The following is a 26,330-nucleotide window of genomic DNA, read 5'->3' on the forward strand; positions in this document are numbered from 1 at the left end:
CATTCAACAATCGTCTACGAAATCAGCATCAGCGCGCCCTGCGCTGCCTGCAGCGCCGCCGGACTGACGAGTGCGGCATGCAGGCCGGCAGCCAGCACAACGAAGCGCAGCGTGAACCCACCGACGAGCGCGCACGCGGCTCCTCCCACCGGCACAGCAGGGCCAACCTTGCCCTTCTGTCTCGACGCCACAAGCTGGGTGATAGCCGCGATGAGCGGGCACCCAAGCCCCACGGCCACCACGAGCAGCCAGAACTGCACGCCTAGCGCGCCCTCTGTGAGCAGCCCGATCGCCCGGGCCTCGTCGGCGCCGGCGCCCTGCATGGTCAGCACAAACGCCGCCAGCACCACGGCCTCCAACACCACCAGGCCGATGACCGCCTTCTCCAACGTCGCACGCACACGCTCGATACCCTCATCGCGATCCATCGCAGCCGCGAAGATAGACACAGCCGCCACGCCCGTATCGAGCGCCGATACGGTGAACAGCGCCGGCAGCAGCCACGTTCCCCACAGGGGGATAGCGGGCGCCGCGCCCAGGAGCACGCCGGTGTACACCGCCACTGCAAGCGCGAGCGGTATCCCAATCACCGCGAGCACCTTGTTGATGCCGGCGCGAGCCCGCCCGAGGGGCTTGCACGCCGAGCCCAGCCAGTCGGCTATCTTGTCGGTGGTGAACAGCGCGCTCAGCACGAACACGACGAACGTAACCAACAGAAGCCACGCACCCACCGTCATCCACGACGAACCGTTCACGAAGCTCTTGAACAGGATCATAGCCTGGAAGGGCTTCTCCACCTCGGACACGAGCGCCAGCAATCCGATGGCCAGCGCCGCCACAGCCGTCCACACGCCGCCCGTCACGGTCTTCTTGAACCGTCCCGGCTTCGCCAGGCGCAGAACGGACACCGTCAGAAACGCGCCTGCGCCCAAACCGCCGAGAAACAGGTATATCGCCGGCAGCCAACTCCAGGTCGTCTGCAACTCAACCATGGTCGTTCCTCCTTTCCGTCATGTCGGCCGGGAGCGCCTCGGGGCACGCGGCCCCGCGCTCCCGGCATCGCATTTTCACGACACGACGACCGAGGGCTTCGCGTCGGCCGCCATCTGCTTGGCCTTCTTGTCGCCCACCTTCGCGGCCAGCTCGTCCATGGTGCCGAACTGCAGCGCCTGCGTCGGGCACGTGGCCACGCAGTGTGGCGTGTCGCCCGGCTCCACGCCATTGCCGATGCAGCAGTCGCACTTGTCCATGCCGGCGTCGGTGTACTGCGGCACGCCGAACGGGCAGGCGAAGAAGCAGTAGTGGCACCCGATGCACTTCTCCTTGTCCACCACTACGATGCCGTCCTCGCCGCGCTTAGTGATAGCACCTGCCGGGCACACCTTTGCACAGGCCGGCTCTCCGCAGTGCATGCACGACATTGAAACGAACGTGCGCGTGACGTTCGGGAACGTGCCGCTCTCCACCTCATGCACCTTGCGGCGTGCGATGGTCCCCGCCTCGATGCCGTTCCATTGCTTGCAGGCCACCTCGCACGCCCAGCACTTGATGCAGCGCTCGGTGTCCATGTAGAACCCGTATTGCTTGGCCATTATTCATCCCCTCCCTCGAGCTTGCTGATCTTCACGAGCGTCTGCTTAGACATGGCGGAGTTGAACGGGTCGAAGTTCTTCAGCTCGGCATCGTACAGCACGTTGATCTCACTGCCACCATCCAGATGCTCGTAACCAGGCAGATCGAGCTCTTCACAAGGCTGCCACCAACCTCGACGAGACATGAGCACATCCGGAGCGATGCTCTCCAGATACCGTGCGACCATTTTTACCCAACCATGACGCGATTCAATCTTCACCCAGTCGCCGTCTTCGATACCATACTGCTTCGCAGTAGACGGGTTGATCTTCACCCAGGGATAGGGCTGCAGCTCGCGAAGATAGGGGACGTCGACGTAATAGCTGTGGTTGCACAGGCGATACGCATGCACGTCGGAGATGACCAGAGGGTACTCTTTCGCTATATCAGGCGTACCCGCAATGCTCTCAGCCGGCCCATGGTACACAGGTAAGGGCGATATTTCTCCGGTATCATCACAGTTCGGCTTGTTGCCGATCCATTCGTTGTAGCATTGGACCTTACCATTCGGAAGGCTGGCAAACATCTTGGCATAATCTTGGTAGACCGGTTCCGTCGGCTTTGCGCCATCAGTACGCTCTACGAAGATACCCTTATTGGCAACGCGCAGCTCCTCAAGCGTGATGCCCGAACCATCAAGCTGCTCGCGCAGGCAAGCATCCATGTCACCGTTCCAGAAATCCTCGCCGTAGCCCATGCGCACGGCCAAGTCCAGGTAATACTCCCAGTCAGAGCGCGACTCCCCCATAGGCTCGGCGATCTTCTGGTTAATGGCGACGAACGTACCGGCAGCGCTGTTCTTCGTGCCGAACTGGTAACTGCTTTCGTAGTTCGTGCAAGCCGGCAGCACGTAGTCAGCATAGTCGCATGACGAGTTCCACTGCGTGTCCATGACCACATAGAAGTCGAGCTTCTTGAGGGCTTCCTCCACCTTCTTGGGTGAGCGCGTGGCGGAGAGAGGGTTCGACGATTGGCCGAAGATACAGCGGAGCGGATACGGATCTTCCGTCAAAATGCTCATGAGCCCTTTGTAATAGGCTGTTGTAGGACCAGACTCCTGCGTCGCCATGGTCTGGAACCAACGCGGCGTCTCGGGGCCCACGAGATCGGCAACACCTGCCATGTACCCCTTCTCCTCGTCTTCCTTACTTTTGGGAAGCCTGTCAGAAAGGATATCAATGCCCTTCGTCTTAACAAGAGAGGGAGGCGCCACCATACCGGCACTCCCGCCTCCGGCAATGCCCAAGTTACCGGTAATAGCCTCGATGAGGCAGGCGCAGGCGACTGTCCAGTGACCGTCGTTTTGCTGGTCACCAATGCCATTGCCGATATTGATGCCCATAGGCTTCACGGTGCCCATCAAGCGGGCGATCTCATAAATCTGCTCAATGGGAATTCCTGTAATGGGGGAAGCCCACTCGGGCGTGTACTGCTTCATATGTTCGGCCAGCTTGTCAAAGCCGTTGCACCAGTTCTCTACGAAGTCATGATCGTACAGGCCTTCTCCGATGATGACGTTCAAAATGGCCATAGCGAGCGCGCCGTCCGTGCCAGGACGAACCGGAACCCATATATCCGCCTTCGAGGCCAGGCCGTCCTGCATCGGACGGATATCGATGACCTTGAGACCCTTTTCGATGGCATTGAGGCGAGCATACGGATTGCCCTGGTTGATTGCGGAGTTTTCGCTGTTGTAGCCCCATACCACCAGAAGCTTCGTCTTGCCCAATTGTCCAGGAGCTGTATCCGTAGCTTGAGCATGCTTCGGACCGCCTATGGTCACCAAGCGCGAGAACATGCGCTGCGAGTTGCAAATAGCACTATGCATGTAGTTTGGGCTGCCATGTACATTCAGAAAACGACGTCCCATCGTACCAAGAACTGCGTAGAACTGAGGAGAGAGCACGCCATATGACTTTGCCCCGTACTGCTCCTTCTGCTCAAGCAGCTTACTAGCGATAGCATCCATGGCCTCATCCCAGCTGCAACGCTCAAACTTGCCTTCGCCCTTTTCGCCGGTACGCTTCATAGGATACAGAATGCGGCCGGGAGCATAGAGCACCGCCATGGCCGCATTCCCCTTTGCACAGAGGCTGCGACTGCCTCTACCCCAGTTGTTCCCTGCCTCGGGATTTCCTTCAACATTTGTCCAGCGGCCATCCTTGATGTAGCACAATGTGGAGCAGTGTGTGCGAGCCGGACCGCACATTTGGCACCAAGCGTGGCGCACTTCCACCTCACCCGATGCGACACCGGCCTCGCCGGCCGGGCTTGGCTTGAGTGCCTCTTGGCTTGCACAGCCAGACAATGCAGCCATCGCACCCAAAGCGGCCGTTCCCTGCAGGAACGCGCGCCTCGTCAGCTTCCCCTCCTGTTTCATGCCCTTCCTCCTGTCCTTCGTCTTATTTGCTTGCCCGCACTCCCTTCGTGCAGGCTGCTCGCCTTGAAGTGGATAACGCGCATCCGATAAAGCACGACGCGCAGAGGTTAGGAATCCGCGCACGAATCCATCCGGCCAAGGAGGCCGCAATCTGCGTTTTCGCGTTGATTCGACGATCGGATGCGATCGATGGGACTAATAGCTCACTCTCATAAGACCAACTCCCCCGAGCCCTCCCCCGGCTCACTTAGTTGTCTGATTGAACTATTGTCATAGTACCATAGTTTAATGGTTTTATTAAGGAGTCGTGCTATCCTATTTTGAGAATAAATACAAGCAGAATCATGTAATGCCCGATCGGATGAGGCGAATTATGGAAGAGGGCAGAGAAAAACCCGGGGCCGCGTCCAAACCGCCCCGGGTTAAAAATAACCGGCAAACGCCCCGAGCGCAGGCCGTACTCTTCCCCTACTGCGGCTCTACGTCGATGGGAGCGTTCTTCGCGGCCGCGCGCTCGCGCTTACGTCCGCGCCACCAGCGCGACAGGCTGTGCGCGAGCCATTCCACCAACGGGATGGTGAGGAACGCCACCCACGCGGGATGCGGCTGGTTCAGCACGAACGCCATGTAGCAGAACCACGCCGTGACGGCGATGGGGTACGCGCCTTCCACGAGCGGTGCGATGCGGCGGCGGCCGATGGCGTGGCCCACCATATAGTACACGGGGATGGTCAGGAACAGGAACAGCCCCATGCCCCATGCGCCGTTCAAGATGCCCAGCAGCAGGTACACCACGATTATCACCAGCGGATAGGGAAACTTCACCCACTCCTTCTCGAACGCGCGCAGGTAGTGCTTGCGCACGGGGATGGTGCGGCCCACCTCCGGGCCATACTTGGCCTTCGCGTCGTCGAGCGTGTCGAAGCGCTCGCCGTTCACCGTGTAGCCGCAGGGCTCGTTCCAGCGTTCTTCGTGGATGTGTCCGTAGCCGTAGCGCTCGTGAGCGTCGCGCCAGCTGTCGAAGTGCTCGCCGTTGATGACCACGCCGTCGCCGTCGATGACCACCTGGCTGCCGTCGTCGTCCTCAAGCGTGCAGCGGCTGCCGGGCTTCTTCGCGTCAGCGCCGGGTTCGGCGGCGCCCCCCTCGCACGCGCCCTGCACGTCCGCGGAGGACCCCTCCTTCACATGAATGCCGTCCCAACCCACATGCACCTCGTCGCCCTTCTTGGAGTCTTTCACGTGCACGCCGTCGCGCCACGAAACGTGGACGTAGTCGTCGCCGTCGAGCACGTGGATGCCGCCCAGCCCGATGCGCACTTTCGACTCCTTGCCGTCGGCGGGCCCCGACTCCGGAGCGTCCGCGCCGCCCGCTCCCCCCTCGGTGGAGGTCGACGTTTCCGGGCCGTCCTCTCCCGCCGACGGGGCCGCACACGCAGCAGTTCCCGGCCTCGGCTTCGGCGCGCCGGTGGCCGCCGCGCGCTCGGCGGCGCGGTCGACGGCCTCGAACGCCACGTCGTCGCGCATCTCGTCGTCCACATACAAAAGCTCGTCGAGCGACACGCCGTAGAGCTGCGCGAGCGCGATGAGGTTGTCGGTGTCGGGCGACGATTCCGAGCGCTCCCACTTCGACACGGCCTGGCGCGACACGCCCAGCTTCTCCGCGAGCGCTTCCTGCGACAGTCCCGATTGCTTGCGACGCGCCGACAGGCGCTGGGCGATCTCGACGTTCATGGTTCCGAACCCTTTCTCGTTTCATTCATCATAGCGTACTCAAAAGGGTACGGTTGCGGGAATCGCCGCGCGACCGCTTCCAGTTGGAATTTTCCGCAATTATTGGTTGCGGGCTATCTGATCTGGTTAAATGCAGGCTAAAAACAGGGAGGGCGCTCTTTACCTCTTCCGCGCGATGTCCACGACCACCCAGAGGGACAGGATCGCGGCGCCCAGGTAACCGAAGAACGCGAGCACCGGCACGCCCAGCAGGCGCGGTTCCATGCTCGAGAGCGACAGCATGCTCGAACCGATGAACAGCCCTGCGATGATGATGCCGATGGTCAGCCGGTTCACGATCTTGCCCAGGTGCGAGAGGGGCGCCTCGCTGCCCAGCACCTCGGTGTTCACCTTCAGCTGGCCGCGCGTGAGCATCTTCAGCGCCTCGCCGGAGTACTGGGCCGCGTCCATCGAGCCGCGCGCTGACGAGCGCAGCGCCAGCGCCAGGTCCTCCATGGCCCCCGCCAGCTCCTCGGCCGGGTCCTTCGTGCGCTGGATGTGCGCGTTGATGATGGACACCACGTTCTCGTTCGGGATGAACGGCAGGATGGTGCCCTCCAGCGTCACCAGGCCGCGCGACACGCTCGTGATGGACGACGGCAGCGTGACCTTGCACGAGCGCGTGAGCATGAGGATGTCGTTCAGGAACATGCCGATATCGATGTCGGCCACGTCGCACGAGCCGTAGTCCTCCAGCAACAGGTCGAGGTCGGCCAGGAAGCGCGTGTGGTCGATGGCCGCGTTGTCCTTCGCGATGGCGAACGACATGAGCGCGCTCTTGAGCTCGGTGGCGCTCTGCATGCCCACGGCCTGGATGATGTTGCCGAACCCGGCGCGGTCGTGCGGCGACAGGCGCCCCATGATCCCCAGGTCGATGTAGACGACTTTCCCGTTGCGGATCAGCAGGTTGCCCGGATGCGGGTCGGCGTGGAAGAACCCGTGGTCGAGGATCTGCGTGGCGTAGTTGTCGAGGATCTTCTCGCCGATCTCCTCCAAGTCGTAGCCGGCAGCCCGCAGCCGGTCGGTCACCAGGATGGGGATGCCGTCGATGTACTCCATGACCAGTACGTACTCGCCGCAGAGTTCAGGGTACACGTGCGGGCTGTCGATAAACGCCACATCCTTGTTCAACCGCGCGAACTCCTGGAGGTTCGCCGCCTCGCGCTGGAAGTCCGTCTCCTCGAGGAACGTGGCCCACAGCTCCTCCACCACGTCGCGCAGGTCGAGCATCTGGTCGTCCTTCATGAAGCGCGACGCCTGGCGTGCCACCATGCGCATGATGTCGATGTCGAGCGCCATGGTGGCCTTCACGCCGGGACGCTGGATCTTCACCGCCACGATGTCGCCGTTCGCGAGGCGCGCCTTGTGCACCTGCGCAAGCGACGCGCTGCCGAGCGGCGTGGGATCGATGGCATCGAAGATGTCGCCCTGGCGTTCGCCGTAGATGTCGTCGAGGGCTGCGAGCATCTGGTCGAACGGCAGAGGGTCGCACTCCATCTGGAGCTTCTTCAGCTCGTCACAATAGGCCTTCGGGAGGATCTCCGAGCGCGTGGACAGCGTCTGGCCGATTTTCACGAAGCTGGGGCCCAGGTCCTCCAGCATGGCGCGGAACTCCTCCGGCGAGAAGCCGCGCAGGAAATGGTGCTTCTGCAGGATGGAGTAGATCTCCTTCAGCCGGCGCGTGCGCGTCTTGCGGCTGAGATTGAACCGTCCCTCGGGGTCGATCTCCGCGCCTGAGCTGAAGAAGTATTTGAGCAGCGTGTTGTCGGCCATGGCCATGGCGGGCGCCTCTCTCGAACGCGCGCGGGGCCGGGGCTACGCGCCAGGCGTCTGGGGAGACGCAGGCGAGCCGCCCTCTATGGGGATCTCCACCGCAGGCGATTCCGCGGCCGACGTCTCCACGGGGGAGGCGTCGCCCACCTCCGCCTGGGGCTCGGGGGAATCGGCCGACGGCGCGGCAACGGGCGCCTGAGCGCTCTGCTTCGCCGCGATCTCGGCGGCCTTGGCCGCGAACGCCGCACGCTCCTCGGGCGTCATGACGGCCATGCGCGCCTCGAGGGCGTCGTAGCGCAGCGTGCTGGCCACGTCCTCGGCCTTGTGCTTGAGCTCGGTGTTGATCTGCTTGCCCTGGTCCACCGTGAGCTCGCCTTTCGAGATGAGCTGGTCCACCAGGTCCTTCGATTTCTCGGCGGTGATGGCCATCGCTCCGATGCCCGCCAGGAAGATGTCCTTGAATCCGTCGCCTATGGTAGCCATAAAAAGCCTCCTTCGTCGCGGTTCGGCCCACTCACGCCGCAGCGCTGTCGGGCTCTTTGAACCATGATGCACCAAATCCGCGAAAAGGGCAATGCGAGGTGGGAGTTTGTAGGGAAAAGAGAATACCGGGGAAAGATGCGGTCGAAACGGCCTGCGTGCGGGACGGCGGGCATCCGCCCCCGCCGCTCCTTCCAGCAGCGAGGCCCCGCGCCTTTGACGCGGCGCCTCGCTGCTGGAAGACTGCTAATCCTGCTCGTATGCCGGATGCGGAGGCACGAACGCCACGGGCAACGCCACCGGTCCCCGCACCGACGTGGCGGCCGCGTAGGCGGGCTCGCCCAACATCGCCGGCTCGCCGCCGAAAGCGGGCGCAGGCGCTGCCGCAGGAAGCGTATCCGCCGCAGCCCCTTCCGCCGCACCGGCTTTCTCGTCCAGGCGTCCGTCCACCCAGGTCTCCGCCACCACGCACACGACGATGACCGCCGCGCCCACGAGCCCCGCCGTGGAAAGCGTCTCGCCGAGCACGCCCCACGAGAACAGCGCCGTGAAGATGGGCTCGCCCGTGAGCAGCATGGAAACGGTGGCGGACGGCAGGCGCACGAGCGCCATGTTCTGCAGCGCGAACGTCAGGCACGTGCTGGCCAACGCAAGGAACGCCACGGTTCCCCATGCGAGGGGCTGCACCGCCGCCACGTCGAGCGGCTGGTCGAACAGCAGCGCGCCAGCCAGCGAGAACGCGAACGTCGCGAATATCTGGGTCGCCGACACCGTGACCACATCCATGCGCGCAAGCCCCCGCTCGCCGAACACGAGCGCACCGGCCAGCGACACGGCCGTGAGCAGCCCGCAGAGCTCGCCCCAACCGAACGTGAACGACCCGCCGCTCGAGCACAGCAGGTACAGCCCGCCCACGACCGCCACCTGGAACGGCAGGTGCACCAGCCGGTAGCGACGGCGCAGCACCACGGCCGCCAAGATGGGCGTGAACACCACGGGCAACGCCATGAGGAACCCCACGTTCGTGGCCGTGGTCAGGTCGAGCGCCACGTTGCAGGAGATGTACGAAGCCGCCATGCACAGCGCCGCCGGCAGCCAGTCGCCCAGGCGCGCGCCGCGCAGCCCCCGCACGATGCGCGGCCCGAACAGCACGGCGAACACCGCCGACGCCAGCCCGAAGCGGATGGCGAGCGCCCACAGGGGCGAGATGCTCTCGTAGGCGAGCTTCGTGAAGGCGCTACCGGAGCCGAAGATGACGGTCTGCAGCACGACGCTCGCAATGCAGATCCCGCGTATGTCCATGATGCGCGCCACGTCCCGCCTCCTCTCTCGCTTCGGCCCCGTCGTTTGACCGTGCAAGGCAACGCCCTGTCGCCTGGCAGGGCCCTCGGTCTCTGTTCCGGATTGCACCTATGGTATGCTTAGTCCAATTGAAAGTAAAACGAGACTTTCTTTAAAGAATTGTAAGAATTTCTTGTTTCTACCGATCATGACTTCGCGAGAAGGGGTCGAAAACCATGGCCAACCAGAAATACGAGGCGTTCCTGAAGGTTGTGGAGACCGGCAGCTTCAAAGAGGCCGCACGCGAGCTGGGCTACACGCAGGCCGGCATGAGCTATCTTGTGAACTCGCTGGAGAAGGAGCTGGACACCACCCTGCTGGTGCGCGACTACGGAGGCGTGCGGCCCACCGCCGAGGGCGCGGACCTGGCCCCGCTCGTCCAGGACGTCTGCAACGCCGAGCGCCGGCTGCATGCCCGTGCGGCCGACCTGCGCCACCTCGAGGGCGGCAACGTGCGCGTGGCCACCTTCACCAGCACGGCCATCCAATGGCTCCCCGGCATCGCCAAGGAGTTCGGGCGCCTGCACCCCTCAGTCGAGCTCGACCTCGCCTGCATCGACGACCAGGCCGAGCTCGAGGAGGCCGTGTGGCGGGGCGACTACGACGTCGGCTTCGCCGTGCTGCCCGTCAAACGGAACCTGCGCACCGTGCACCTCGCACGCGACCCGCTGCTCGTGGCCGTGGCGCCCGACCATCCGCTGGCAGGAGCGCCCTTCTTCCCCGCATCCGCCCTGTCCACCGAGCCCTACATCAGGCTGGAGAGTGGTGCGTCGTCCGAGATGGACGAGGTCTTCCGTGCCAACGGCGCCGAGCCGCGGGTGAGGTTCTCCATCGTGAGCGACTACGCCGTCATGTCGCTGGCGAGCGCCGGCCTGGGCTTCAGCGTCCTGCCCTCCCTCATCCTGAAGGACGCCCCCTTCCCCCTGGCCGCCCTGCCGCCCGAGGTTCCCGTCGACCGCGAGATAGCCCTCTGCCTGCGCCCCGGCGACGAGGCCAGCGCCGCAGCAAGGGCGTTCGTGGAGGTTGCGCAGGCGTGGGTTGGGGAAGAGCGCGTCAAAGGCGCGCCTCCCACCCGCTAGGGGCGCTCCCCTCCCGCACGTTCCCCCGATTCGCCCGACCCCGCAGAATGCCGCCCATAGCGAGTCAACTTATAGCGGGCCTTGGGGAATCATGGGAGGAAAAGGCGGAAGGGGACGGCATGCACGACTACGACATCCGGAGCAAGATAGGCCTGCGCATCAAGGAGCTGCGTGCCGAGCGCGGGGTGAGCCAAGAGGAGTTCGCCAATCTCATAGGCATGTCGCGCTCCTACTTCGGCGAAGTGGAGACCGACAAGCGCAACGTGGCCGCGGTCAACCTGGAGAAGATAGCCAAAGGCCTCGGCGTGTCGCTTGCCGAGTTCTTCGACTCGGAGTTCTTTGGAGAATAACGCGAGCGCAACCTGGATAATGCCCCGTGCTGCGACTCGTGGCATCACTGTCGCCGCATGGCAACGTGCCCCATTCCCGCATCGTTGCAAGCAAGGGCCTGGACTACCAGGGCCAAGCATCGAGACCATGAGGAAACGCGCCCAAGGGGATATGCGATGGCCGATGGTAGAAACCGCTTAGGCGCGCCGCATGCATGCGAGCCCGAACTCACGGTCGATGACGTGAGGATCGCCGCAGCGAGCGCCAGCGTCACCACCTTGCCCCTCCCCACCGCGGGAACTTGGAGTGGCCCGCCGGGGAACAGCGCCTTCCGCTTGTCCGACGACGCCGTCGTGTCTTATCGGAGCAACGGCGGGAAGACCATCAGGGAGCGGATCTCAACGCGCTCATGGAGAGGGAGTACGGAACGGCAAGCGTGGCGTACCGAAACCGGGAGCCGGACTTCTCCCCCTTTGAAGACGCCGTGATCGGCCATGTCGACCTAGAACGGTTTTCAGCGGAAAGCCGGCGGCACAACTTTCGGAGCGCGGAAAAGCAGAAGGCTTGCGAACTTGGATGCAGCACGGATGCGATCCGAGAGCGCATGAGAGAGCGCGGCCTTGTGTGGCACGAGCATTCCAACGGCAAGACGCTCTCGGCCGTCCCGGCACCCATCCATGCGGCGTTCGTGCACGGCGGCGGCATCGGCGTCGAACGGTCGAATGTCGTTATCGAAAAGCATCTGGCCGAACGTTTCCCGAACGGATTCAAGCTGGCCCGTCAGAGCGAAACGCTGCACGTAGAGGCCCACGAGCTCGAAAGCGCCTTGGCCAACCTGAAAAGGCACTACCAAGAGGAAAAGCGGGTACGATACCCGAGACGCAAGGAGCGAAGCATGCAGGAAAACCAAGAAGGGTCTTTGGCGAAGGGCTCCGAGCGCATCATGGACACGCAGGCAATGGCCGAGTTCTTCGGCAGGTCGCAAGGCACCGTCCAAAAATGGTGCCGGGAGGGGACGATTGCGAACGCCGTCAAGAAGGAAGGAAGATGGCTCGTGGAGGGCCTCCCTGTCAAGCGGTACCGCGTCACGGGCAGGAAGCGCTACGATGCCAGGAAGCGCTATATGGATATCCTCAAAGCATGCAATTCAGGAGAGCTCGCCACCCCGCAGGACCTCGTCTGCACCGAATGCGACTTCCTCGATTATGTCAACCTGCTCGTAGAGAAGAACCTGCTCCGGCAGAAGCAGGGTGCCAATGCCGAGCACGGATGCGACACGCTCGGATACCTCGTCACCCCCGAGGGAGCCGACCTCCTCAGCAAAGGACGAGCCGCCCAAGAAGCCTTAGCGAGGATCATAGAAAGCGTAGCCGCCGGCACCACCCGAGGCGTGCTTTCCCAATAAGCGCATTTACTGTAAATATCCTCCAACTAGAGCAAAAAGGAATCTGCTAGTCTCCGCTGCCGCTCCTCCAATTTTCACAGCTTAGTCTCTTTTAAACAGATCCCGCGTGTACACCTTCCCCACCACGTCGGCGAGCTCGTCGCTCCAGCGGTTGGCGACGATCACGCCCGCGCGCTCCTTGAAGGACTCGAGGTCGTGGGTGACCTCGCTGCCGAAGAACTCGGGAGCGCTCAGGGTGGGCTCGTAGACGAGGACGGGCACGCCCTTGGCCTTGACGCGCTTCATGACGCCCTGCACGGACGAGGCGCGGAAGTTGTCCGAGCCCGTCTTCATGGTGAGGCGGTAGACGCCGACGAGCGGCTCCTCCAGCGCCGAGGCCCGCTCGAGCACCTGGTCGGCCACGAAGTCCTTGCGGGTGCGGTTCGCATCCACGACCGCGCCCATGACGTTCTGCGGCACGTCGGCGTAGTTCGCGAGCAGCTGCTTGGTGTCCTTGGGCAGGCAGTAGCCGCCGTAGCCGAAGGAGGGGTTGTTGTAGTGGGAGCCCACGCGGGGGTCCAGGCACACGCCCTCGATGACGCGCGCGGCGTCCAGGCCCCGGGAGCTCGCGTAGGTGTCGAGCTCGTTGAAGTAGGCGACGCGCAGCGCGAGGAACGTGTTGGCGAAGAGCTTCACGGCCTCGGCCTCGGTGGAGCCCATGACGAGCACGGGGGCCTCGTCCTCCGCGCCCTCGGCGAGCAGGTTCGCGAAGCGCCGGGCTGCCTCCATGGACTCCGGGTCGGACTCGTCGGCGCCCACGATGATGCGGGAGGGGTGGAGGTTGTCGTGGAGGGCCCTCCCCTCGCGCAGGAACTCGGGGCTGAAGAGGATGCGACGATCGCCCAGGCGCTCGCGCAGCTGCGCGGTGTAGCCGACGGGGACGGTGGACTTCACGACGATCCACGCCTCGGGGCTCGCCGCGCGGATGGCGGCCACGGCCGCCTCCACGCTCGAGGTGTTGAAGAAGTTGCGCGCCGGGTCGTAGTCCGTCGGGGTGGCCACGACGGCGAAGTCGACGCCCTCGTACCCCTCCCCCGCGTCCAGCGTCGCCGAGAGCGCGAGCGGGCGCTCCCCCGAGGCGGCCCCGGCGAGCGCCTCCTCGATCTCGGCGTCCCGTATGGGGCTCTCCCACCTGGCGAGCGCCTCGACCTTCGCGGGGACGACGTCCACCGCCACGACCTCGCTCCCCCGCGCCAGCAGCACCGCCAGCGACAGCCCCACGTACCCGGTGCCCGCGACCGCTATCCTCATGCCTTTACCTCTTCCGTTGTCAAAGTTCTTGAACCCAACAAAACACGCTATACCCGGCTGTTGATGTACCCTTCCGTCGCATTCGCCCTCGGAATGATCTTGCAAGGACTCCCCAAGACGATGCTGTGCGAGGGAACGTCGCAGTTCACATAGCTGTTAGGAGCGATCAGCACGTCCGTCCCGATGCTGACGTTCCCGACCACCGTGCTGTTTGCGCCTATCCATACCCGATCCCCGATGCGCGGCGCCCCTTTCCTCTTGCCGCGGTTCTCCTGGCCGATGGTCACGCCCTTGTGCAAGTTGCAGTTCCTGCCGATGACCGCCGCCGGGTTGACGGTGATGTTGAAGGCATGGCCGAGGTACAGCCCGCCTCCGATGGTCGCTGCGGCGGGGATCTCCAGCCCGTATTTCCGCAACATGCGCCTGTGGACGAGCTTCAGCAAGACGCCCCCGCCGTCCTGCAGCCTGCGGAGAACCCAGAGAAAGCGAAGCTCGTGGCAAGTCAGCACCCCCCCCCGTCGCCATATCGCCGCCTGTCCTCGAGGAACGCGCTGCTCACAACTTGCCCCGCTTCCCGCAATACCCCTTGTACCAGCGGGCGAACTCCCGCAGCCCGTCCTCCAGGCGCGTCGAGGGCCTGAAGCCGAAGTCGCGCTCGAGCGCCGAGGTGTCGGCGTAAGGTGACCGGCACGTCGCCCGGCTGCATGGGCACGAGCTCGCGATGCGCCTCGAAGTCGTAGTCCTCGGGCAGGATTCCCTCCTCCACCAGCACGCGCTGCAGCGTGTCCACGAAGTCCAGGAGGCTCTCGGGGCTCGAGTTGCCCACGTTGTACACGCGGTGCGCAGCCAAGGGCAGCCCGTCGGGGCCGGTTCCTACCTCGGGCGGGTTCCCCATGACGCGCGCCACGGCCTCCACCACGTCCTCGACGTAGGTGAAGTCGCGCATGCAGTCGCCCATGTTGAAGATCTTGATGGACTCGCCGCGCACGAGCTTCTCGGTGAACCCGAAGTAGGCCATGTCGGGCCGGCCCATGGGGCCGTAGACAGTGAAGAACCGCAGGCCCGTCGCCGGGATCGAGTAGAGCTTGGAGTAGGCGTGGGCCATGAGCTCGTTCGACTTCTTGGTGGCCGCGTAGAGGGACACCGGCGAGTCCACGCGGTCCTCCTCGGAGAAGGGCACCTTCTCGTTGCCGCCGTAGACGGAGCTCGAGGACGCGTACACGAGGTGCCCGACCGGATGCCTGCGGCGCGCCTCCAGCACGTTGAAGAAGCCCACGAGGTTTGAGTCGACGTAGGCGCGCGGGTTCTCGATGGAGTAGCGCACCCCCGCCTGGGCGGCCAGGTTCACGACGACGTCGGGGCACGCTCGCTCGAAGAGCGCCTCGGCCGCCGCCTCGTCGGCGAGATCTCCCCGCACGAACTCGAAGCGCCCGCAGGAGAAGCCGTCCACGTCGGCATCCTCCGGCGACCCGCCCGCCGCCTCGGCGAGCATCCGCAGCCGGCCCTCCTTGATCCCGACGTCATAGTAGTCGTTAACGTTGTCGAACCCGACGACGCACGCATCACCCTCCTCGAGCAAGCACCTGCAGAGGAACGCCCCGATGAAGCCGGCTGCTCCAGTTACGAGGATCAACGCCTGCGCACTATCCTTCCTTTTAGGCATAGAGCACCCCTCTACCTTTCCTTCTTTAATTTGGAAAAACCTTGCGCGCCAGCAGTAAAACCATCTCGTTGCGGCAGACGATGCCAACCGTCGCGTAAACCGAAACAGTCACGACCACCGATATCACCGTGCAGGCAAGATGGTCCGAAACGAGAACGGCGCATAGCGCAAGCGTTAAAGACATGGCCAGGAGCCCCGCAAACGTGGAAGCCCAGAAGCGCTTGGGGGATCAAATAACTTTAGCCATAGCCTTATTAATTGCCAGCGCACTACTAAGCACATCAGAGCTCGTATACGGGAGGCCTATTAAATCAAGGTGCCCTTGGATACACCCATCCTCGCCATACACGCCATGAAGGCAAAGGGATACACAGTCAAAACCGCCATCCGCCAAACGCCTTATTCCGGCATACGTCGCAGGATCCACCATCCCAACGGCGTAGCCCAACTCTTCAAAAGCACTCATAACGCATTGCCCAGAAGAAAACGATACTTCCCGCTCCGAGTTCTTGCCGCTCATAACAACCGCAATTATCTTTGTTGACGCTTCTATGCTATCGACTTCTCTTAAATCTGGCAGTGAATGCTTTTACCCCTGCACGCAACAGACACGGATACGTGGTATCGTACAGCCGCCCCGCCTCGTGAGGCCACTTCCAGTTGTTGTAAACAAGCTGGGCAATGGCTTGCCCAGCTACTAAACCAAGCACACTGCCGCCACTTAAAATAAGAAAAACAACTGAGAGAGCGACTCCCAGCACAGCCGAAAAGACAAAAGAAGTTGCGTAGGGAACATGATTTGTATTGGAGATAAGCGTTGCACATAGCGAATGATGACGCCAGAGCAGCAGGTAGAGACCTAAAGAAATAGTAAGGAGGGGCATCGAATCGATTCCTGGCTTAAACAAGCCAAGCACCGGCATGCAAACAAACAGGACCAGCGTGAAACCAACCGAATAGAGAGCATAGAAACTGACTAGACACTTCCCCGCCAGCTTACGCCCAAGCTCCTTGTTACCGTTTACATATGCCGATTGCATCGATGGAGAATAAGTTGTCAGAGCAACCGTGCTCAAATTCACACAGGCATTCAGCACTTGAAGGGTCACTGAGAAGACAGAGGACTCCGACAATCCGATGAATGCAGCGCACAGGAGCGTATTTGATGTCGTAACGGCATAGTTCGCAAGAGAAACAGCCGTATCCTTGAAAGCGTTAACCGATAACGCTCTCCCAATCTCACAGACTTCGCTCCTCGTTGGCGTCGGGGCGCCTCCGAGCCCCTCCCTCATACCCTCCGCACGAAAGAAAAACAGTTTACACATGAAGCGAAACACTAAGCCCTGAACCAGAAAACCTACCGCGCACGAGAGAAGGCCCAAGTCTAATAACAGCATAACCGCTATAACAGCAATCTGCGTAAGGCTAGAGACAATGATAGCTTTATTCACACCCGCAAAATCGCCTATTCCCCTTAAGAACGAATCCCAATAGGTATATAGAACGTTAACAAAAACGCCAATGCAAAAAACTACCCAAGCAGCAGTGTATTGAGCAGGCGTCAACCCCTCGGAAACAGATACGACATATAGGCTTCCGAGAGAGGCAGCTCCGATCAACACAGCAAAAGCAATCATCCGATATATGCGTTTACATGAGCCAATTAGCGCTCGCAACACAGGGAAATTCACTTCGCCCCCATCAACTTTAGGAGCTCCTTCCACAAGAAACGCCGTGCTGCCACTCCAGCAAAAAGCAACGTTGCGACCGAAGGTCGGGCCGAAACCAGCCTGGAAAGTGGTTACGAAGCTGTTGACAGCCAGAAACACATACCACAAACCCACCAGATCATCTTGGAGCATCGACAAAACCATAGGAAGCAAAAGCAGCTGACCTGCCATTTTAAAAAAGAGGCCACTGTAATTCCAAATGAAATCGCTCGACTTTGAATATATCTGCATCAATGATTTCCAGAATCACAGCAATCAGCAAAGCTGTCTCTCATTTTTTGCAACCCGGGTTTCAAGCTGCTCCGCCACGCAAGGAAAGCTTTCTCCTCTAAAGGTCCGAGGATGTTGCGACATGGCGAATCGAGCAGCGAAGAAAAGTCGACCAAGCTCTGTCGCCATCTCTCTATGTAGTCTAGCCAGGGCTTTAATGGCTTATCCTCGCAAGGGTGAAGCGCCAGCGTGACAATGCCTCTCGGGTGCTTTGGCATGCCGTAGCTGCGGCACGAAATATGCTTGATGCCCTTACGTATATAACAATGCATAGAGCGACCGTCGGAAACGTACCTGAAGCCCGCTTCTTTCAGCGCTTCGAGAGTTACCGAATCAAAGGAGTGCGCCGGCGCAAAGAAAATATCTGTTTCAAGCTCATGCTCGGTTAGTATCCGCTTTCCTTTTTCTAGCAATTCAAATTGCGTACCATACGGCTTCCCAGCAAACTCACTCTTTGTCCCAGATGTAATGAGTGATTTTCCGTCCGAATCGAGATGGTGAGCGTAGCCGTGAAGGGCGACGGACCAACCCCTGTCTTTCATGCCGCGAAGCCACTCCCAAAAATGTGGATTGAAGTCGTTTTTACGCAAGTCTGGATCGGCACAGGCTGGAACGACTCCCAAGAGCCCCCGAACCCCACAGCTTTCCACCGCCGAAACAGCTTCCTGAACCTTCTCAATATCGTTCCATGGGCAGATATCGTCTATCCTAACCGTTATCACCGCGCGCTTAAACACCAAAACCCCTTTTCTGGTCTTTTGTGACGCGGATAAAATCAGCTTGAATATCTGCCGCTACACGGGCAATGTCAAAACCAGCATTCCTCACCTTTTCAGGGCCTTTTGAGTTACGTCCAAACGTCGCAACATGCTTGATCTCATCAGCCCATTTTGTAGCACCGTCGGCCAGATCAACAACCTGACACCCTTCGCAAATGAGAGCTCTAGAAGGAACGCCTTTCGAAACGACACAGGGAAGCCCCGCAGCCTGAGCCTCAATCAGAGCTAGCCCAAGTCCTTCCGCTTTTGAGGGAAAGGCAAAAACATCCATCGCTGAATACAATTCATCCGTATCCATCCGATCCTCCAGCAAAGTCACTTTCTCCCAGATCCCCAACTCCGAAGCCTTTGCTATTATCTCCGCCTTCATTGGGCCGGATCCCACTAACAGCAGCCTTGCTTTTGAGCAGCTCGATTGGAGAAAAGCGAAGGACTCTAATAGAAATATATGATTTTTTACACTAACCAGGCGCGCAACATTGCCGACAACAAAAGTTTCAACCCCGAAACCAAGCGCATCTCGCACACGATTGCGCTTCTCATCATCAAAAGCGAACCTTGCGACATCTATGCCGTTCGGCACAAACTTCCATTTAACAGCCTTCCCCGAACGGTCAAACCCAAACCAATCGGCCGCTTCAGGGGAGCAAGCGTAGAAATCAGTTGCCGCCCCAATCCTACGTCTGTTTACGGAGTGAATTGCATAGTTCATCGCCGACCTGATATCGAAAACAGACGAGGTGCTAGCGTGGGAGTGCAGTATCCTGCGAGGAACCCCGCTACGTTTTGCCGCAAACAATATTGCCATAGAATTCAAGGAGCCCTTGTTTTCCCATACTACGTCATAACAGTGTTCACAGAAAAACGCATCGAGCTTTTTTCGCATTTTAATGGGATGCTTCCTGCTCTCGTCGATGAAGTACAATCTACCGCCTCGATCACGGATTTCATCAGCAAAGAAATAATTGCGGTCATGCGGAAGCAAGAAGTCAAAGCGGACGAAACCCGGATCAATTTTGCGATAGACATTCATAATGAATGTCTCTATGCCGCCTAAGTCCATCCCACCGACAGCAACCAGAACATCTGCCATTACAAGACTCCAGAGTAATCGCAACGGGAGAGGTCAATCCAAGAGCCAGCTTGCATATCCCACTCAGGCGGCTGCCATTTGACGAATCCTCCTGCCGGGAATAGAGTCATTTCACACAGGCGAAGCAAGCCGTCTCGCGTCTTAATGAAATCAATTCTGACAAAGGGAAAATCTTGAGACAAATTACGCGACAGCTCGATAATCTGCATCAGCTCCACAGGCGCTTCGACCGGTTCCTCTAGTTTAGGCAATGACGAAACGAAGGGGCATTCTCTCCACTCAGCATCGTAGAATCTCTTTTTGTTGCATCCGTGAGGTTCTGTGATAACCCCAATAGCCTTAACATCACCATAACTGTTCCACGTCTGATACTCCCACTCGATGCGCTCTAGGTACTCCTCTGCAAACACTAGAGGCTTCACGTTTTTATAAGGCCATTCTCTAGAACCCCAGTAATAATTAGCATTCAAGTGCCTGCGAAGCTTTTCTTTCGCTAAAGCAATATCAAACGAGTCGGGGTTATTGCAAATGATTACACCCCCGCAGTCATGATTTGTTTTAAGCACATAATGCTTGGGCAATACAGACGGATCGATATCATCCACGTCCTGCCAAACAGCATACGTATCGTTAACATAGCCTCGGCCAACCCTCTCGCTTACCCAATCCTTAACCGCAAGCTTATCGACCACTTTAGAGTAGCTCTCCACATGATTGTGCAGCTTCAACCATTGCATTTTTTCATTGAAGGACCGTGGGTTGTCGAGATCGGGAGCAACGCCGAATAGCGCTTTGTACATCATCTTAAGATGCAACTCATCGGAAATCCAACGCGTTAGACCTTTAGCAGTAGCAAGGCAATACAGCAGCCTTGGGTTGTCAATATATTTTCTGAAGACACTCACGCTTAGAATCCTTTTCGATTAAAACCCTTTGAGGTAACGAGCAAATATATCTGCGACGGCTACTGATGTAGTTCGATAATTTGTTGGCAGTTTCTTTGATTGTCAAAATGTCCCTCATCTAGCGCATGCGCAAATCTCAGATGCTTTTCGAGAAATTTATATCCATGTTTTCTTCTATAACCCTTACAATCTCGCCAAATACCAAGTTAGGAGCATAGCTTCGAGAGTGATTGAGGCAGTTCGTTCTAATTGTCTCAATTTCCACCTCTCCGAGCAAAAGCTTCTCCAATGCCTCGAGAAGCAACTCTGGTTTATCGAAATCGTAACCAAAACCTGTAACACCATCCTCAAGCATCTCCGAATAGTAAGGCCATTTACTGGCAACAATTGGTACACCCGCCGAAAGGGCATCAATTATTGTGCCCGGCATGCCCTCTGCGGCCCATTTAGTGGGAAAGAGCAGCGCATAGTAATCCTTGATCACCTCGACGGACGACTCTGGGGCAACGATTCCCTTATATTTGGCATAAGGGCAGCTTTTTAGCGCAACCTCAAACTCATCTTTATAAGCATCGTCAATAGGCCCATAAATATCTAAAGTTGCGAAAGCAGAATCGGATGCGCCGGAAGAACCATCATGCCGTGGGGAGAACCCCACTTTTTCATTAAGCTGCGTAATTGCCAACAACGCTTCGTTGATTCCTTTTTTCTCTGTTACTCGACTAAAAGTGCACATTCGATAGGGAGGATGCTCGCTGAACTCCATTTGTTTCACTTCATTCAAATCAGCAGGGTGCAGTGTTTTGAAGTTCGGAAGATATCTTGCGTTTGCCAATCCGAGACGAGTCAAGCGCTCTTCGAGCTTCCGGCTTTCAACCCAATTAACTGCAAAAGAACTCAGATACCTCATATATCGGGGATTTTGCTGGAGCTCGTCAGCGAGCCTTCCGCCAATGAGATTATGGTAGATTCTTTTTTTCATGGTTCTCGCAGCAACGCTCAGAACGGGAAAGAAAACCCTTCGTCCATTCGAAGAAAGGAGAACAATCATGTCATCGCAGGTAAAAAGACAGGAAATGAGATCGGCAATTACCGAAAAGGGCCTCAGCTTATACTGCCTGGTATCAACACACTTAACAGCCGATGCCCCATACCTGTCTACAAGCAACTTGTAAATGGTTCGCGTCTTAATCGTCTGGCCGTCAAATAGCGTTTCCTCAGGGTCGATGCAGCCAATCAATCCTATTGTCATCCTCTTGTTCACTTTCTCAACTCACCAAAGACGAAATGACAAGTTTTTCCCCTTGTTCTTTTAAAAATTCATCCGTAAAGTACGGAAGAACACCTGACGCAGGAGTAAAAGTCAATTCTCCAAAATATATGCGCCCCTTAGTTTCATACAAATCAACCCTTACGAAGTCGAAATCCTCGCTGAGTCTTTTCGATGCGCGAATCATCTCATCCAAGTTTTCTGGCTTATTAACTTCTGCGGTTAAAGTTCCGGAGGTCAATCCGTCGATTTTTCGCCAATTCAAATCATATAGACCGAGCTTCAATTCCGTAGAGCGATCACAGCACGTTAAAATGAATTCCGGGTTGCCATTTATGCAATGTATTTTGTAGTCGACGATTTCGTCTGGCGAGGCTATCAAGTTTTCGCAAATAACACCGCGTTTGATTTTGCGATAATGGGGCTCGAAGTAAGCACCGACATAGTTTGAGCATAACCAAGTTTTTGCAAGCGAGAAAAGTTCTTCTCTTTTCGTGTTGGCCATATCAAGACAAATATGATTCATTTTGCAACCATGTGTCGCTTTCATTACGAATTGATTTGGAAGACCATCAAAGCTAATATCCGCCTCAGAAAACCATGGATCCGCGCATAGAGGAATCAAGTACTGTCCCATCTCTTTAATCTTGAGATAGTCTCTAACTAGATATTTGTCAGTGCAATCAACTTTAAGGCTACTTTGCTTATTGAGCTCAAGCCAGATGATCTTATCCGCCAAAGATACCGGGTGATCCAAATTGAGTTTCCTGCCAAAACGAATTCGAGCATCCATTCGTTTTGCATATGCTTCACCATTTTTTGCGCATACATGCTGATAAAAGCAGCAATAGAGTTTTTTAAATACCTCAGTCATGACTTAGTATCCATATACTAGAAATTGTTCCCATGCGTTTAATATCTCAAGCTGGTGTTTTTCGCAAGCAATGCTTTTTCCTTCGCATGAGAGTACCTCTGCAAGTTTTCGATCAACTGCTACCGCTATCATCGCTTCCGCTAGCGCCTTTCGATTTCCACGCTCGACAAGCAGTCCACGTCGCCCACCTTCTGTTAATAACCTAGCTCCCCCACCAAGGCAGTCGGTTGCAACGCAAGGAATCCCCATCGCCATTGCCTCCATGAGCGAATTTTGCATTCCTTCAAAATCAGAAGAGCTCACAAATATGGCCGCATCGCGTATTTCAGAATGAACATCATCGGAGTATGGGCGCAACTTGACTCTGTCCTCCAACTGCAAAGAATTGATATGCTGCTGCAGCTCAAAGCGCAGCGAGCCATCTCCGAATATGTCCAAACAATAGCCTGGCACTTTTTCACGAAAAAGATTGAATGCGTCAATGAGGAGCCTCAGATTCTTTTGCGGCTCAAGACGCGCTGCGGTGACTATTCTTTTGCTGCAAGGACCACCATATTCCGGCAACGCAGTCACAAGAGGATTCGGTATGACTTTAGATTTGCTTACAATATCAGTCGGGAAAAGCTGTTGGACTTCTTCGGTTTGGAACACTACCCGTGAGGCTCGCTCATAATTCTTAACGCAATCACAAAATTCCCTTTCAGAATAAATGCAAGGCGGATAATTCCGCTCGGATGCAACGGTTTGGACTTGCATTCCGCGAGTAACCGCCAGTACGTATTTCATGGGGCGGCCAAGAGCAACAACTATGTCGGGATCAAACTCCGATAGGACTCTTTTAATCAAATGTAACCTTTTAATTATATTGATATGCTTTTGGCGGCATGGCTGGCAACCGTACATCTTTACGCCCTGGCTCAATTCATAAGAACAATGATCTTCGTCTATAGACACGGCACCCGAACGGTAGCCTTTAGCGTAGAAGTGGTTGCAGAGAATAGACGTAACCCTCTCCGCACCGCCACCTCCAAATTTATTAGCTACGAATAATACTTTCGGATTGACATTCATAGAACTAAAAAATCGGTCCGAATATTGAAATGTACGGATCGAGAGTTGTTCCATATATCTGGTACGCAAGGAAAGGCAATAGTAAGCAGATCGCGCCCATTTTGCCTAAAACAGCTAGTCGTGGATCAGCCTGCCTTAAACAGACTGGAATAAGAAGGCTGACAAATATCCAAAGATATTCATCAGCACGCGCTAGAACTTCATTATTTAGCGATACCGAACAAAAGAGGAGACTTGCAGCTACTCCGCACAATGAAAGGTTCGCATTAAATTCTTCAGTCATTTTATCTACATCGAACAGAAGTAGGATCGCGACGACGATCACTATATGCAAAGTGATGAGACTATTCCATGAGAAACTTAAAGCAAGCCCCTCTTTTCCAAATACGCCGAGAATCATTTTCAGAACTTCTGGCAACACAAAAGCGGAAAGCGCACATAGCACAACGAACGCAATAAAAATATATGTGAGCTTCCTCTTTGTCATCTTGGTTCTAGATAGCGGATACAGCAAAGCCGCCAATATAACTGCTCTATGAAACATCATCGCCAAAAGTATAACCAACATAAATTTGATGGGTTTTCGCTTGACGATATAGATGATGCCGAATAGAAAAATCGATAAAGCGAGCATCTGTCTCAATATCGAAATCGAGTACCAGAGAAAATTCATGGTGCTCAAAATGAATAGAGTAAACCAAGGCGTATCTGAATAACGTAAAGAAAAGAAACAGAACGAGAACGATGTAACTGCCGCTAGAAATACAATTAATCCCTGATAGCTAAACCCTAAAGAAGCAAGTAGCCAGTTTAAAACGACCCATCCATTTTCGAAGTCGTATAGGTATATCAAATTCGCGTTGTCGAGAATATTGGGATTAAGGGCACCAAGCATTTGAGAAAAGGTGAGGCTTGAAATATATCTATACCCCGCAGCATAAATCTCAGCATCGGGCCCATACGATTCGGCTCGAAGGGCCAGGAGCAAAAACAGCTGAATGCCGATAAGCGTTACACAAACCTTCTTGCTTTTGCTTGACACAATAGGACCGTAGATAGCAATCAGGGCAGCGTTTATAAGCAGGACATACATTGCCTATTCGACTTTCAATGCGCCGCTTCTATTGAAATTCAATTCGAGCAGCTTGTCCACGCCATAACCAATGGATTTGCTTAGTGCCCAAATAACAAAAGCTAGTGCCGCTGACGCGATGGAAAGATGCTCTATTTCTCGGTAGAGATGCCACTGCCATTTTGGAAGATTGCGTTTGCCGGACGATAGACTACCCTCGCGCACCCGATAATTGGCAACTACTTCCCGAAGGCCGTAAACCTTTACGTCATTTTCTCGAAGGATGCTTAACCATAATGCGTAGTCATTTCGCTTCTTAATGCTGGGTGCGTAGCATTTCCCAAGCATCCGCTGACTATAAACAGCCGTGGAATTCCCTATCGAATCCCCTAGATATAGCAATCTGTGGTACCCAACGCTTCCCGGCGGCTTCTTTACGACACCTTTGTTTGCTCCATCTTCAGAAATAACCGCATATGACGCACAGCTGAATGCACAGAAATTCTCTTTCATAAATTGAACCTGCATTGAAAGCTTTTCGGGAAGCCAAATGTCATCGCAATCAAGAAATGCAATGTATTCCCCCTGCGCAAGGGAAATCCCCTCATTCCTTGCGTTGCTTGCTCCTGTGTTTTCAGCTAACTCTACTAGATGAATTTTCGGACTCGCGTCACAAAATGCTTTGACAACCTCTGCCGAGTTATCGGATGAGCAGTCATCGACAACTATCAATTCCCAATTCGAATAGCTTTGCGATAGTACGGATTCTATTGATTCGCTTATATAAGCTTCACAGTTATAATTAGGCATAATTACCGAAACAAGACCGGCGATAGTGCTCATCTTGCTTCCCTGTTCACACCGCGCCGGCTGAACACCACGGAGATCGTCCTGAAGAACACCCTCGCGTCGAAGGCGAGGGACATGTTGGCCACGTACTCGCCGTCAAGGAAAGCCTTCTCCTCGTCGGAGACGAGGTTGCGGCCGTTCACCTGGGCCCAGCCGGTGAGTCCCGGGCGCACAGCCTCGGCGTTGAGCGGGATCCTCAGGTCTATGAGCCGGCGCTCGCGGATGATGACGGGGCGTGGCCCGATGATCGACATGTCGCCCTTGAGGATGTTCGCGAGCTGCGGGAGCTCGTCGAGGGACCACCTCCGCAGGAAGTTGCCCACCGGCGTCATGAACGCCGCCTTGTCGGCGAAATCCTGGGCGGGCATGTCGGGCGGGGTCTCCACGAGCATGGTGCGGAACTTCCAGCACTCAAAGCGGCTCCCCGCCCGACCCCAGCGCTTCTGCTTGAAGAGCACCGGCCCCTGGGAGGTGGCCTTCACGGCCACCGCGCAGGCGGCGAGCACGGGCGACAGGGCCACGAGGCCCAGGGCCGAGAATACGATGTCGAAGGCGCGTTTTACGTGTGCATATGATTTGCTTGGAATACGCGAGAGGGGCGGACGAACTTCAATGCCCGGATGCAGGCGGGCAGCCATGCGGTCTCCAGCTGAATCGGCCGGATCGTCCTCAAGGCAGAAATCGTCCCCCGGTAGAGCCGTCTCAGCCGCCATAGCGGCAGCAGTTTCGTCAAGTTGATATATTCCTGTGTTTTCTGACAATCTCTAGTCCGACTTTGAGGTTCAGCTTGCGGCCGAACATCGTTGTTTCCACGTATGCCAGGCGCTTGTGGCGGTCGATCTTCTTGACCAGGGCGGTATGGTGGACCAGCGGGCCTTTCGTTATGCTGATCTCGTCGCCTTCTATCACGCCCTCCGACATTTCCACCACGCGGTGGTCTTTGGTCGTGAAGGAATCGATGAAGGCTATCTCATCTGCGTTAAGGAGAATGAACGCGTTGTCGTTTCCCAGGAGCTTGGTAAACGCGGGAACCTTGCGGAGCTCGTCCGCGGCCTGGTCAACCTTATCAGTGATAAGGAACAGGTATCCGGGGAGCAGGATCTCGGAGCGGCGCTTCCACTCGCCCTTGATCTTCTTCATGATCTCGTACTGGGGGATGAAGCACTCCTGCAGCACGTCATCATCGACGAGCTGCTCCACCAGATGGAGGACGCGGCGCCCCCTGCCGCCGACGACCTGCACGACATACCACATAGCCAGCCTCCTGCCGAAGG

At 57.2% G+C, this 26,330-nt stretch carries 24 protein-coding genes; 3 read left to right on the top strand and 21 right to left on the bottom strand.

Annotated features, from left to right (window positions below; all coding sequences use genetic code 11):
- Positions 1 to 14: 14 nt before the first annotated feature.
- The 7 genes from nrfD to C1877_RS10285 all read right to left on the bottom strand — a co-directional run bounded on the left by nrfD (position 15) and on the right by C1877_RS10285 (position 9,349).
- Complete coding sequence (gene nrfD, locus C1877_RS10255; protein WP_015539577.1) at positions 15 to 992, bottom strand: NrfD/PsrC family molybdoenzyme membrane anchor subunit; 978 nt, start codon at positions 990 to 992, stop codon at positions 15 to 17.
- Between the two features lie 75 nt (positions 993 to 1,067).
- Positions 1,068 to 1,592 (bottom strand): 4Fe-4S dicluster domain-containing protein, encoded by a 525-nt coding sequence (locus C1877_RS10260; RefSeq protein ID WP_015539576.1) that lies wholly within the window; start codon positions 1,590 to 1,592, stop codon positions 1,068 to 1,070.
- Complete coding sequence (locus C1877_RS10265; RefSeq protein WP_049784073.1) at positions 1,592 to 4,012, bottom strand: molybdopterin-containing oxidoreductase family protein; 2,421 nt, start codon at positions 4,010 to 4,012, stop codon at positions 1,592 to 1,594. Before C1877_RS10265 ends, C1877_RS10260 begins: the two co-directional genes overlap by 1 nt.
- Positions 4,013 to 4,480: 468 nt before the next feature.
- Positions 4,481 to 5,743 (bottom strand): helix-turn-helix domain-containing protein, encoded by a 1,263-nt coding sequence (locus tag C1877_RS10270; RefSeq protein WP_114569109.1) that lies wholly within the window; start codon positions 5,741 to 5,743, stop codon positions 4,481 to 4,483.
- A 159-nt stretch (positions 5,744 to 5,902) separates the two neighbouring features.
- Positions 5,903 to 7,555, bottom strand: coding sequence for an ABC1 kinase family protein (locus tag C1877_RS10275; RefSeq protein WP_041240279.1), 1,653 nt, complete (start codon positions 7,553 to 7,555; stop codon positions 5,903 to 5,905).
- Between the two features lie 42 nt (positions 7,556 to 7,597).
- On the bottom strand, positions 7,598 to 8,038 hold the full coding sequence (locus C1877_RS10280) for a phasin family protein (protein ID WP_015539573.1): 441 nt from the start codon (positions 8,036 to 8,038) through the stop codon (positions 7,598 to 7,600).
- 243 nt (positions 8,039 to 8,281) lie between these two features.
- Entirely contained in the window at positions 8,282 to 9,349 is a 1,068-nt protein-coding gene (locus tag C1877_RS10285; protein WP_227155431.1) for a DMT family transporter, read from the bottom strand.
- Between the two features lie 203 nt (positions 9,350 to 9,552).
- Between C1877_RS10285 and C1877_RS10290 the strand changes: the two genes are divergently transcribed.
- From C1877_RS10290 to C1877_RS10300, 3 genes are all read left to right on the top strand, one after another.
- Positions 9,553 to 10,455 (top strand): LysR family transcriptional regulator, encoded by a 903-nt coding sequence (locus C1877_RS10290; RefSeq protein ID WP_015539572.1) that lies wholly within the window; start codon positions 9,553 to 9,555, stop codon positions 10,453 to 10,455.
- A gap of 119 nt (positions 10,456 to 10,574) precedes the next feature.
- Entirely contained in the window at positions 10,575 to 10,805 is a 231-nt protein-coding gene (locus tag C1877_RS10295; protein ID WP_114569110.1) for a helix-turn-helix domain-containing protein, read from the top strand.
- Between the two features lie 389 nt (positions 10,806 to 11,194).
- On the top strand, positions 11,195 to 12,190 hold the full coding sequence (locus C1877_RS10300) for an HNH endonuclease (RefSeq protein WP_041239323.1): 996 nt from the start codon (positions 11,195 to 11,197) through the stop codon (positions 12,188 to 12,190).
- Between the two features lie 81 nt (positions 12,191 to 12,271).
- On the opposite strand, the gene C1877_RS10305 is transcribed toward C1877_RS10300, so the two are convergent.
- The 14 genes from C1877_RS10305 to loaP form a co-directional block, all read right to left on the bottom strand.
- Entirely contained in the window at positions 12,272 to 13,480 is a 1,209-nt protein-coding gene (locus C1877_RS10305; RefSeq protein ID WP_114569111.1) for a nucleotide sugar dehydrogenase, read from the bottom strand.
- Positions 13,481 to 13,527: 47 nt separating this feature from the next.
- A complete protein-coding gene (locus C1877_RS10310) occupies positions 13,528 to 13,899 on the bottom strand; it encodes a serine O-acetyltransferase (RefSeq protein WP_114569187.1) in 372 nt (123 codons plus the stop codon).
- An 83-nt stretch (positions 13,900 to 13,982) separates the two neighbouring features.
- Complete coding sequence (locus C1877_RS10315) at positions 13,983 to 15,143, bottom strand: NAD-dependent epimerase/dehydratase family protein (protein ID WP_272867748.1); 1,161 nt, start codon at positions 15,141 to 15,143, stop codon at positions 13,983 to 13,985.
- Positions 15,144 to 15,697: 554 nt separating this feature from the next.
- Entirely contained in the window at positions 15,698 to 17,104 is a 1,407-nt protein-coding gene (gene wzx, locus C1877_RS15175; RefSeq protein WP_147274546.1) for an O-unit flippase-like protein, read from the bottom strand.
- A complete protein-coding gene (locus tag C1877_RS10325) occupies positions 17,104 to 17,880 on the bottom strand; it encodes a DUF2334 domain-containing protein (RefSeq protein ID WP_181813835.1) in 777 nt (258 codons plus the stop codon). Before C1877_RS10325 ends, wzx begins: the two co-directional genes overlap by 1 nt.
- Positions 17,873 to 19,015, bottom strand: a complete 1,143-nt coding sequence (locus C1877_RS10330) for a glycosyltransferase (protein WP_114569114.1) — start codon at positions 19,013 to 19,015, stop codon at positions 17,873 to 17,875. The genes C1877_RS10325 and C1877_RS10330 overlap by 8 nt, the downstream gene beginning before the upstream one ends.
- The gene (locus tag C1877_RS10335) at positions 19,015 to 19,920 is read right to left on the bottom strand and encodes an ATP-grasp fold amidoligase family protein (protein WP_041239320.1); all 906 of its coding nucleotides are present in this window, start codon (positions 19,918 to 19,920) and stop codon (positions 19,015 to 19,017) included. Before C1877_RS10335 ends, C1877_RS10330 begins: the two co-directional genes overlap by 1 nt.
- 136 nt (positions 19,921 to 20,056) lie before the next feature.
- Positions 20,057 to 21,172: a glycosyltransferase gene (locus C1877_RS10340; RefSeq protein WP_083808997.1), complete on the bottom strand. Its 1,116-nt coding sequence runs from the start codon at positions 21,170 to 21,172 to the stop codon at positions 20,057 to 20,059.
- 16 nt (positions 21,173 to 21,188) lie between these two features.
- Positions 21,189 to 22,064 carry an ATP-grasp fold amidoligase family protein gene (locus C1877_RS10345; protein ID WP_114569115.1) on the bottom strand — a complete coding sequence of 292 codons (876 nt, stop codon included), beginning with the start codon at positions 22,062 to 22,064 and terminating at the stop codon, positions 21,189 to 21,191.
- Between the two features lie 3 nt (positions 22,065 to 22,067).
- Positions 22,068 to 23,189, bottom strand: coding sequence for a glycosyltransferase (locus C1877_RS10350; protein WP_114569116.1), 1,122 nt, complete (start codon positions 23,187 to 23,189; stop codon positions 22,068 to 22,070).
- Positions 23,140 to 24,228 (bottom strand): EpsG family protein, encoded by a 1,089-nt coding sequence (locus C1877_RS10355; protein WP_114569117.1) that lies wholly within the window; start codon positions 24,226 to 24,228, stop codon positions 23,140 to 23,142. The genes C1877_RS10350 and C1877_RS10355 overlap by 50 nt, the downstream gene beginning before the upstream one ends.
- 3 nt (positions 24,229 to 24,231) lie before the next feature.
- Positions 24,232 to 25,050, bottom strand: a complete 819-nt coding sequence (locus C1877_RS10360) for a glycosyltransferase family 2 protein (protein WP_114569118.1) — start codon at positions 25,048 to 25,050, stop codon at positions 24,232 to 24,234.
- The gene (locus C1877_RS10365) at positions 25,047 to 25,769 is read right to left on the bottom strand and encodes a sugar transferase (RefSeq protein ID WP_220149911.1); all 723 of its coding nucleotides are present in this window, start codon (positions 25,767 to 25,769) and stop codon (positions 25,047 to 25,049) included. The genes C1877_RS10360 and C1877_RS10365 overlap by 4 nt, the downstream gene beginning before the upstream one ends.
- A gap of 16 nt (positions 25,770 to 25,785) precedes the next feature.
- On the bottom strand, positions 25,786 to 26,310 hold the full coding sequence (gene loaP / locus C1877_RS10370) for an antiterminator LoaP (protein WP_114569120.1): 525 nt from the start codon (positions 26,308 to 26,310) through the stop codon (positions 25,786 to 25,788).
- Positions 26,311 to 26,330: the final 20 nt, after the last annotated feature.

Source organism: Gordonibacter pamelaeae (assembly GCF_003340385.1).
GTDB lineage: Bacteria > Actinomycetota > Coriobacteriia > Coriobacteriales > Eggerthellaceae > Gordonibacter > Gordonibacter pamelaeae.

Coding starts and splice junctions, on each gene's coding strand:
- C1877_RS10260 (WP_015539576.1), bottom strand. CDS start 1,592: ATGGCCAAGCAATACGGGTTCTACATGGACACCGAGCGCTGCATCAAG.
- C1877_RS10360 (WP_114569118.1), bottom strand. CDS start 25,050: ATGAGCACTATCGCCGGTCTTGTTTCGGTAATTATGCCTAATTATAAC.
- C1877_RS10280 (WP_015539573.1), bottom strand. CDS start 8,038: ATGGCTACCATAGGCGACGGATTCAAGGACATCTTCCTGGCGGGCATC.
- C1877_RS10365 (WP_220149911.1), bottom strand. CDS start 25,769: ATGGCGGCTGAGACGGCTCTACCGGGGGACGATTTCTGCCTTGAGGAC.
- C1877_RS10295 (WP_114569110.1), top strand. CDS start 10,575: ATGCACGACTACGACATCCGGAGCAAGATAGGCCTGCGCATCAAGGAG.
- C1877_RS10270 (WP_114569109.1), bottom strand. CDS start 5,743: ATGAACGTCGAGATCGCCCAGCGCCTGTCGGCGCGTCGCAAGCAATCG.
- C1877_RS10315 (WP_272867748.1), bottom strand. CDS start 15,143: ATGCCTAAAAGGAAGGATAGTGCGCAGGCGTTGATCCTCGTAACTGGA.
- C1877_RS10290 (WP_015539572.1), top strand. CDS start 9,553: ATGGCCAACCAGAAATACGAGGCGTTCCTGAAGGTTGTGGAGACCGGC.
- C1877_RS10305 (WP_114569111.1), bottom strand. CDS start 13,480: ATGAGGATAGCGGTCGCGGGCACCGGGTACGTGGGGCTGTCGCTGGCG.
- C1877_RS10265 (WP_049784073.1), bottom strand. CDS start 4,012: ATGAAACAGGAGGGGAAGCTGACGAGGCGCGCGTTCCTGCAGGGAACG.
- loaP (WP_114569120.1), bottom strand. CDS start 26,310: ATGTGGTATGTCGTGCAGGTCGTCGGCGGCAGGGGGCGCCGCGTCCTC.
- C1877_RS10275 (WP_041240279.1), bottom strand. CDS start 7,555: ATGGCCGACAACACGCTGCTCAAATACTTCTTCAGCTCAGGCGCGGAG.
- wzx (WP_147274546.1), bottom strand. CDS start 17,104: ATGCAGATATATTCAAAGTCGAGCGATTTCATTTGGAATTACAGTGGC.
- C1877_RS10300 (WP_041239323.1), top strand. CDS start 11,195: ATGGAGAGGGAGTACGGAACGGCAAGCGTGGCGTACCGAAACCGGGAG.
- C1877_RS10355 (WP_114569117.1), bottom strand. CDS start 24,228: ATGTATGTCCTGCTTATAAACGCTGCCCTGATTGCTATCTACGGTCCT.
- C1877_RS10345 (WP_114569115.1), bottom strand. CDS start 22,064: ATGACTGAGGTATTTAAAAAACTCTATTGCTGCTTTTATCAGCATGTA.
- C1877_RS10330 (WP_114569114.1), bottom strand. CDS start 19,015: ATGGCAGATGTTCTGGTTGCTGTCGGTGGGATGGACTTAGGCGGCATA.
- C1877_RS10350 (WP_114569116.1), bottom strand. CDS start 23,189: ATGGAACAACTCTCGATCCGTACATTTCAATATTCGGACCGATTTTTT.
- nrfD (WP_015539577.1), bottom strand. CDS start 992: ATGGTTGAGTTGCAGACGACCTGGAGTTGGCTGCCGGCGATATACCTG.
- C1877_RS10340 (WP_083808997.1), bottom strand. CDS start 21,172: ATGACAATAGGATTGATTGGCTGCATCGACCCTGAGGAAACGCTATTT.
- C1877_RS10310 (WP_114569187.1), bottom strand. CDS start 13,899: ATGTTGCGGAAATACGGGCTGGAGATCCCCGCCGCAGCGACCATCGGA.